The organism is Ruminococcus sp. AF37-20 (genome assembly GCF_003460465.1).
In the GTDB taxonomy this organism is placed as follows: Bacteria; Bacillota; Clostridia; order Oscillospirales; family Ruminococcaceae; genus Hominimerdicola; species Hominimerdicola aceti.
Window position 1 is genome coordinate 225,592 of sequence record NZ_QTVE01000003.1, and the last position, 7,765, is coordinate 233,356.

Below are 7,765 nucleotides of genomic sequence, written 5' to 3' on the forward strand. Positions count from 1 at the left end.
TAAGATGTTGTGCTTACGGGTAATACATAATATTTATTTCTTCGTTAAGGATAGTCCGAGCTTGCAGGCTCGGCTTTTTTTATGCCCAAAACCGAGCAGATAAACAGCGAGTGTAAGGCGTTTGTATGGCTCCAAAACAAGCTCAAAGGCAGTTACAAGCCCTACACCGACAAGGGCAAAAAGGCACAGAAACAAAGGGCTTTGCAGGATTGTGTGCAGGAGGTTTTGCGTGATCTTAAGCGGACTGCCCGTACCCGTGAACAGTCGGTAAATACGGCGAAATTGCTGTATCAGCTTGCGGATAGTGCTGTCAGATTATCGGTTGAGGAAGCTTTAAGTGTTCCTATTCAGGAGCAGTGCGAGGATATAGATATCGTTTCTGAACCCGAACCTTGTATGGAATTTGGTTGATGCGATACCCTCCGCCTCACAGCGCAATACCTTGAAGATAACAAACTAACTGTCTTATTAAATACAAAAGAAAGAATATTATATGATCGGAAGTGAGAAATTGAATGATAAACAAATGATTTTAATAGGCGTACTTGTTGTAATTTTCATTGCCTTTTTAGTGGTAGTAAATCTGCTTGACAACAAGTCGCTTAACGGAATAAAGGCAAAAAAAGTCGGCAATGGACAGCACGGAACTGCGAGGTGGGCGACAAAAGCTGAGATAAAGCGTACTTTTATCCCTCTGCCATTCGAGCCGGAGATGTGGAGAAAAGGTCAGAATCTGCCGACTGTTCAAGGTACGGTGATTGGGTGCAGAGGTTCGGGCAAAAAGGCTGTTGCTCTTGTGGATGACGGTGATGTGCATACTCTTATGATCGGCGCAGCTGGTGTGGGAAAAACCGCTTACTTCTTGTATCCAAATTTAGAACTGGCTTGTGCAAGTGGAATGAGTTTTTTGTCGACAGACACAAAGGGAGATGTGGCGAGAAATTACGGAACTATCGCCAAAAAGTATTACGGCTACAATGTTTCTGTGCTTGATCTGAGAAATCCCACACGCTCGGACGAGAACAATATTCTGCATCTTGTCAACAAGTATATGGATATTTATCTGTCTGATAAAACCGACCTTTCAGCAAAGGCAAAGGCTGAAAAGTACGCAAAAATCGCAGCAAAAACTATTATAAATATCGGCGGAGGTGACAGCTCAAACTATGGTCAGAACGCATTTTTCTATGATGCAGCGGAAGGCTTGCTTGCCTCTGTTATTCTGCTTTTAGCGGAGTTTGGCGACAAAAACGAACGGCATATCGTTTCGGTTTTCAAGCTTATTCAGGACTTGCTCGCAAAATATCAGCCAGACCCGAAAGCAAAACCTAAAATGTATTTTTCAAAACTTATGGACAAACTTCCAAGCGAACACAAAGCAAAATGGCTTGCCGGAGCGGCTCTGAATGCGTCCGACCAGTCTATGCTGTCGGTAATGTCGACTGCACTTTCAAGGCTCAACAGCTTTCTTGATTCGGAGCTTGAACAAATGCTGTGCTTTGGCACAGCGATAGACGCCGAGAAATTCTGCAATGAAAAGTCTGCTATCTTTATTGTTCTTCCCGAAGAAGATACAAGCAAGTACTTTATGGTCAGCCTGCTTATCCAACAGCTATATCGTGAGATATTAGTCATTGCTGATGAAAACGGTGGAAAACTAAAAAACAGAGTTATGTTCTACTGCGACGAGTTTGGAACTTTTCCTAAGATAGAGGGGGCTGAATCAATGTTCTCCGCAGGCAGAAGTCGTAAAATCAGTATCGTTGCAATAATCCAGTCCTTTGCACAGCTTGAACAGAACTACGGAAAACAGGGCATGGAGATCATCACGGACAACACTCAGCTTACTGTGTTCGGCGGATTTGCACCAAACAGCCAGAGTGCAGAAGTGCTTTCAAAAGCTTTGGGCGAACAAACGGTATTGAGCGGTTCTGTCTCGCATGGCAGGGATAAAAGCCAGTCATTGCAGATGATAGGCAGACCGCTGATGACTGTGGATGAGCTGAAATCTATGCCGAAAGGACAGTTTATTGTGATGAAAACGGGTACACACCCTATGATAAGCAAGCTGAAATTGTTCTTCAAATGGGGTATTAAATTTGAGGAAGAGTATCGCCTGCCGGACAAGACTGCAAGGGCGGTTTCCTACAAGGAGCGTGACGAGCTGATAAAGGACATTGAGGTCAAATATCCGCAGAAGAAAAAAGCGGCTCCTCCTGTGGAAATCGAGATAGCGGATGAAGAAGAATTCGAGGATGAGCCTCCGAAAAAGAAAACTAATGTAAAAACGAACAGGAGTTGATGCATATTGATATTACCGAGAAGAATTTACGATTTAGGCTTGTCGCACAAAGCGGTATCGGTGTACTGCTATCTGTGCGGACGGGCAGACAAAAACGGAGAATGCTTTCCCTCTGTGAGAAGAATAGCGGAAGATCTGAGCATTTCAAAAAGTACGGTGTTTCGTGCTTTTAACGAGCTTGAAGAAAGCGGATCGTTAGAGCGTTTCCCCCGTTATCACCCACAAGGCGGTCGGCGGAGTTCGCTGTACCGCATAAAGGGAGAGATAACTAATACAAATCGTTCCAAGAAACGAGGTGGCAGCGTTGTTTGATTGGATATCCGACGCTGTGTGGGACATTATGTTCGAGTGGCTTTTCAACAAGGTCTACGGTGCGGTGGCAGAGCTTTTTATGTTCATAGATCAGTCGGCAACCGATCTGTTCTCTCTTGCCTGGGTGAGGACCTTTGTCAGTCTGTTTCAGGCTCTCGGTTGGATGCTTTTTGTCTGCGGTCTTGTCATGGCGGTTTTTGACACTGCTATGGCATACGAGTCGGGAGCGGCTAACATCAGGCAGACCTGTGTGAATGTGATAAAAGGCTTTATGGCGGCGGCTCTCTTTGCGGTAGTCCCACAGCGGCTTTACAAGCTGTGCATAGCCTTACAGGGTTCATTTTCCTACGATCTGCTTGGGGTGTTTTTGTCTGACACATACAGCACTATAGCCGATTCGTGGCTTTCTGTGCTGTATGTTCTTGCATCTGACGTTTCACTTTTTAGCCTGTTTTTTATCATACTTTTCGGTTACTGCACGGTAAAGGTCGTGTTTGCGAACATCAAGCGAGGCGGCATAATGCTTTGCCAGATAGCTGTCGGGAGCTTGTATATGTTCGGAGTTCCGAGGGGCTACACCGACGGCTTTTACAGCTGGTGCAAGCAGGTCATCGCTACTTGTCTGACGGCTTTTTTGCAGACAACGATATTGTATATCGGTCTTCTGACTTACACTCAGCACCCATTGCTTGCGGTGGGGATATGCCTGTCGGCAAACGAAGTGCCGAGGATAGCTCAGATGTATGGATTGGATACCAGTGTGAGAGTCAATATGATGTCTGTTAGCCATACGGTTTCTATGGGAGCTAAGGCTATTGGAATGCTGAAAGGAGGAGCAAAATGAAAACCTACATCTACCCCGAAAACCTAAAAGCAAACGTCAAACTATGGTTCTGGAACGTTCGGGATTTTATCATAATCTGCGGCGGGATAATTCTGTCGGTTGTGATTCTGGTGAACTTCTGGAACGTCCTGCCCTTTGCTGCGACCGCCTGCTTTGCGTTTCTCTCTCTTCGGGTCGGCGAAACTGCAATTATGGACTATATTTTTAACGCTGTGAAGTTTTTTCTGACTTCACAGCAATTGTATTTATGGAGGAAAGATTAAATGACAAAGAACAAAAACAGCGTTCAGGGCTTGATAGGTCTTGAACGCTTTACTCGTTTCGGTATAAAGACCGACAAAGCCGAGCTTGCGTTTTTCAGCGTAGAGCCGACCAATATTTCCGTGCTGTCTGCGGCTAACATCGACGTGAAGATACATCATCTTATGATGTTATTGAGTACCATACCTGACCTAGAAATACTGGCATTGGACTCCTGCGAGTGTTTTGACAGCAACAAAAATCATCTTAGGAAAAGGCTTGAAAAAGAGCATAACGAGGCGGTCAGAAAACTGCTGCAAGCTGACTATGATTTTCTTGATGAGATACAGATTGAGATGTCCACGGCAAGGCAGTTTATGTTTGCTGTGCGGTTCAGACGTGAAAAGGACGAACAGATCTTTAACACCATTAACCGAGTGGATAAGGCAATAGCCGAGCATGGATTTTCTGCAAGAAGAATGAGCAGATCGGAGGTGAAAAGAATGCTTGCTCTGTATTTCGGAACAAGCATTTCAGGCGATGAGATACCCGATATCGAGGGAGAAACCGAATTTGATTTGGAGGTGAAAACAAATGAGAACTAAAAAGCAGAAGAAAAAAGAACTGTCTGATGAGCAGCTTGAGATAGTGGAAGCAAAGGACTTTTTCGACCGCACCATGCCGGGCGTGATCCGCTTTTACACCGACCACTACATCTGCGGAAACTTCTACAAGTCCTGCTGGGCGGTGACGGAGTATCCGCCAAGTACGGAAGAAACGGCTATACTTGCTCACCTTGCGGACAGGAACGGTGTAACGCTCCGTATCTACAACCGACTTGTTACAAGCATGGAGCAAAGGAAGATCGTTCAGCAGGCAATGCGTAAGAACCATATGATGACCACCACAAATGACGTCAACGAAAGCATCAAGGCTCAGAACAACATCGACGATGTGGTAGAACTGCTGTCGGAGCTTAGAAGGAACAAAGAGCCGCTCCTGCATACAGCCGTGTTTATCGAGCTAAAAGCAAGTACTGAGGATAAGCTGAAAGAACTGCAGGCTGATATTCAAATGGAACTGACACGTTCCAAAATATCCGTTGACCGTTTGCTTTTACGTCAGAAAGAAGGATTCTTGTCTGTTCATCCTGCGGGCAATAACGTATTCGCAAGTCAGTTTGAACGTGTTCTTCCTGCAAGCTCGGTGGCTGATCTTTATCCCTTGAATTACAGCGGCAAGACCGATGAGAGCGGCTTTTATGTTGGAAGAGATAAGTACGGCACGAATATTCTTGTTGACTTTGATAAGCGTACAGAGGATAAGACAAACAGCAATATTCTCATTCTCGGCAACAGCGGTCAGGGTAAGTCGTATCTGATGAAACTGCTTTTATGCAATCAGCGTGAGGCAGGGAAAAGTGTTCTGATCTTAGACCCTGAACATGATAATCCTGTATAATAAAACTTGACACATACAAAACAATCAAAGTATAATAAAAACAAAGAAGTGTGTCATCAATGGGAACAGGAAAACAATATGATGAAGAGTTTAAAAAGCAGGCAATAAAGCTCGCAAAGGAGATTGGCACCAAGGCAGCAGCAGATGAGCTGTGCATCCCAAAATGGACGCTGGGGACGTGGGTGCAAAAGGCACAGATCGGGGAAATAGACACAGGTGCATATTATGAACCGATCGCCAATGCACTCCACAACCAGGGTATATTTGTATCCGTAGTCAATCCTTTGTTGATTGATGACTATTCAGCCTGCTTGATTCCTGCTTTCCAAATGCCAACACATTATTCACTTCACCTCGCAGAGAGTCTGACGGGCACGAAAAATGGGTCGATTTTGTGCTGAAGTTTCCTCATATTCATTCTATTTCAAAGCTTTCCTTATCAGCTTTAAAGGTAAAGTATCAAAGCTTGTGCAGAAAGAACAATTGATTGGGGCTTGACTTTTATTTGCAGGTCTTTATCACTTTGAATTATACAAGTATTGTCATTTTAGATAAAGCTTGTATTGGATGCGTGGTTTTAAATTAATAAATATTTTTATCAAGATATTACCCTTTACAAATTCCCCACCAAAATAGGATTCAGCAAAACATACTCAAACACGCCTATCCCCAGCAGAGCCAGCAATATCGGCAAAATAAGCACCGCCGTCGCCGCAAGGAATGTCGAGATAAAACTCTTGAGCTTTGCCGACAGAAAATAGATGATGAGCATTGCGCAGAGCAAAGAGAGATACCGCCCAAGGCTTATGAGAATGAGATATTCTTTGATAGAAATATCAAAATTTGAAAGTGCTTCGATAGAGCAGGCGGGGGCGTTTATCCCCCTCGTACCGTATGCGCTGATAACGTTGTAAAAGTAGGGCGCATAGGTCAGCGCGAAAATGATCGTCACAATGATAACGCCAATGCCGAACTTGCAAAGAAAGGTGTCCTCCCTGCCACGGGCAGAGGTTTTAAGCAGCACGTTCGCACCTGTCTGATACTCGGCTGCATAAACGTAGGTAAGGCAAAGTATCACCATTGCCATTGCGGTAAGACCAAGGGTCAAGTCCTTGTTTCCTGCACTTTCGTCGCCCGTCAAAAGCTTGTAGCCGCTGTCATAGACGAACTCGCCATTTTCGGTAGTCTGCAAATATTCTGCGTGAGCCTTGACCTGCTCGAATGCGTACTGCGGAGCAAGTATATCCTGATACTTCATCATTATGTGGTTTTGTCAATATCACTTGACACATTTTATTCGAACAAGAATTATGCAACGAGAAAGATATGATCATAGTAGAGCTTTCTTCGAACTGCCGGAGGCAGACCACCGTTGGCGGTGCAGATTCTTCTGTTGGCCCAGTAACTCATAAAATATCTCCAGATCATGGTCTTCAACTCTTTCATAGTGTAGTTCTCCGGCTTGTCCTCACGGCTGTAGAACAGCTCTTCTTTCATTCTTGCCCACATACTTTCACAGCGTGCATTATCATGACATCTTCCACCGGCACTGTTCATGCTTTGAATGATCCCATATTTCTTTACAGCAGCTCGGTACTCTTCGCTTGTATACTGACTGCCCCTGTCCGAATGTATGATACAGCCTTTTATATCAGGATATGATTTGTTTGCGTTTTCAAGAGTATGGCAGCAGAGCGAAGCTCTCATATTATCTTCAATAGCTATCCCCAGCGGCATCAGATCAAAGCAGTCAAATATCGCTGAAACATAGAGCTTTCCATCCTTTGCTTTCACCTCGCTCATGTCGGTCACAGCTTTTTTCAAAGGCCTGTCTGCGTAAAAATCACGTCTGAGAAGATCATCCGATTTTTGAGCAAGCCGATCAGCTTTGGTTATCCCGTTTGGCTTTCTGCGAGGCTTGTGTATCAATCCTATCTGCGCCATGACCTTGCGTACAGTAGCTTCACAGGGAATGTCAATGTCAGTTTTCCCGGCAGTCTTTCTCTGCTGCAATGCAAGATACATACGCTCCCTGCCGTAGCAGTCATTATATTGGTCTTCTTCGTGGATCTTCATCATTTCATCCGCAAGTGCCTGATACTTCCAGGGGGCGTTTTTATGGCTGAGATGATCGTAAAATGCTTGTCTTGTAACCTCCAAAGCCTTGCAGTAAAAACTGATCCTTCCTGTGATCCTACCGTCATCAGTCTTTTTGGAAATGAACTTTAACCGTTCTTCTTTCCTGACTTCCGACGGTTCGCGGCGAAAAAAGCAGATGCTTCCTCCAGAAATTCATTAAGCTCTTCAAGCTCACGGTTTTTCTTTTCAAGCTCTTTGATCCGTTTGTTTGCTGCCTGAAGCTGCTGTGCTATAGTAAGTGACTCTCCCGGTGTACGTGAGCCTGCACCTGTGTCTATTTCTCCGATCCGTGCCTTTTGCACCCACGTCCCAAGCGTCCCTTTGGGGATGCACAGCTCATCTGCTGCTGCCTTGGTGCCAACCTCCTTTGCGAGCTTTATTGCCTGCTTTTTAAACTCTTCATCATATTGTTTTCCTGTTCCCATTGATGACACACTCCTTTGTTTTTATTATACTTTGATTGTTTT

General features: G+C 44.7%; 10 protein-coding genes and 1 pseudogene. 8 read left to right on the plus strand and 3 right to left on the minus strand.

The window, feature by feature from the left end; genetic code table 11:
- The first annotated feature begins 81 nt into the window (after positions 1-81).
- The 8 genes and pseudogenes from DW015_RS03375 to DW015_RS13715 form a co-directional block, all read left to right on the plus strand.
- Positions 82-411 (plus strand): hypothetical protein, encoded by a 330-nt coding sequence (locus DW015_RS03375; protein WP_117904193.1) that lies wholly within the window; start codon positions 82-84, stop codon positions 409-411.
- A 100-nt stretch (positions 412-511) separates the two neighbouring features.
- Positions 512-2,302 (plus strand): type IV secretory system conjugative DNA transfer family protein, encoded by a 1,791-nt coding sequence (locus DW015_RS03380; RefSeq protein WP_347501002.1) that lies wholly within the window; start codon positions 512-514, stop codon positions 2,300-2,302.
- 6 nt (positions 2,303-2,308) lie between these two features.
- Positions 2,309-2,614, plus strand: coding sequence for a helix-turn-helix domain-containing protein (locus DW015_RS03385; RefSeq protein ID WP_117904195.1), 306 nt, complete (start codon positions 2,309-2,311; stop codon positions 2,612-2,614).
- Positions 2,607-3,458 carry a conjugal transfer protein TrbL family protein gene (locus DW015_RS03390; RefSeq protein WP_117904197.1) on the plus strand — a complete coding sequence of 284 codons (852 nt, stop codon included), beginning with the start codon at positions 2,607-2,609 and terminating at the stop codon, positions 3,456-3,458. Before DW015_RS03385 ends, DW015_RS03390 begins: the two co-directional genes overlap by 8 nt.
- Complete coding sequence (locus DW015_RS03395) at positions 3,455-3,721, plus strand: hypothetical protein (protein ID WP_117904199.1); 267 nt, start codon at positions 3,455-3,457, stop codon at positions 3,719-3,721. The genes DW015_RS03390 and DW015_RS03395 overlap by 4 nt, the downstream gene beginning before the upstream one ends.
- On the plus strand, positions 3,722-4,303 hold the full coding sequence (locus tag DW015_RS03400) for a hypothetical protein (RefSeq protein WP_117904201.1): 582 nt from the start codon (positions 3,722-3,724) through the stop codon (positions 4,301-4,303).
- Positions 4,293-5,159, plus strand: a complete 867-nt coding sequence (locus DW015_RS03405; protein ID WP_117904203.1) for a DUF87 domain-containing protein — start codon at positions 4,293-4,295, stop codon at positions 5,157-5,159. Before DW015_RS03400 ends, DW015_RS03405 begins: the two co-directional genes overlap by 11 nt.
- A gap of 212 nt (positions 5,160-5,371) precedes the next feature.
- Positions 5,372-5,556 (plus strand): annotated as a pseudogene (locus DW015_RS13715) (hypothetical protein); the annotation flags it as partial.
- A 216-nt stretch (positions 5,557-5,772) separates the two neighbouring features.
- Here the strand turns inward: DW015_RS13715 and DW015_RS03415 are convergent.
- The 3 genes from DW015_RS03415 to DW015_RS03425 are packed head-to-tail and all read right to left on the minus strand — an operon-like array spanning position 5,773 to position 7,723.
- Positions 5,773-6,420: a hypothetical protein gene (locus DW015_RS03415; RefSeq protein ID WP_117904207.1), complete on the minus strand. Its 648-nt coding sequence runs from the start codon at positions 6,418-6,420 to the stop codon at positions 5,773-5,775.
- Between the two features lie 47 nt (positions 6,421-6,467).
- On the minus strand, positions 6,468-7,436 hold the full coding sequence (locus DW015_RS03420; protein WP_117904209.1) for an IS3 family transposase: 969 nt from the start codon (positions 7,434-7,436) through the stop codon (positions 6,468-6,470).
- On the minus strand, positions 7,385-7,723 hold the full coding sequence (locus DW015_RS03425; protein ID WP_216552414.1) for a transposase: 339 nt from the start codon (positions 7,721-7,723) through the stop codon (positions 7,385-7,387). The genes DW015_RS03420 and DW015_RS03425 overlap by 52 nt, the downstream gene beginning before the upstream one ends.
- Positions 7,724-7,765: the final 42 nt, after the last annotated feature.

Excerpts from the sequence above, each read along its gene's own strand:
- DW015_RS03375 (WP_117904193.1), top strand. The coding sequence starts at position 82 with ATGCCCAAAACCGAGCAGATAAACAGCGAGTGTAAGGCGTTTGTATGG.
- DW015_RS03400 (WP_117904201.1), top strand. The coding sequence starts at position 3,722 with ATGACAAAGAACAAAAACAGCGTTCAGGGCTTGATAGGTCTTGAACGC.
- DW015_RS03425 (WP_216552414.1), bottom strand. The coding sequence starts at position 7,723 with ATGGGAACAGGAAAACAATATGATGAAGAGTTTAAAAAGCAGGCAATA.
- DW015_RS03405 (WP_117904203.1), top strand. The coding sequence starts at position 4,293 with ATGAGAACTAAAAAGCAGAAGAAAAAAGAACTGTCTGATGAGCAGCTT.
- DW015_RS03415 (WP_117904207.1), bottom strand. The coding sequence starts at position 6,420 with ATGATGAAGTATCAGGATATACTTGCTCCGCAGTACGCATTCGAGCAG.
- DW015_RS03395 (WP_117904199.1), top strand. The coding sequence starts at position 3,455 with ATGAAAACCTACATCTACCCCGAAAACCTAAAAGCAAACGTCAAACTA.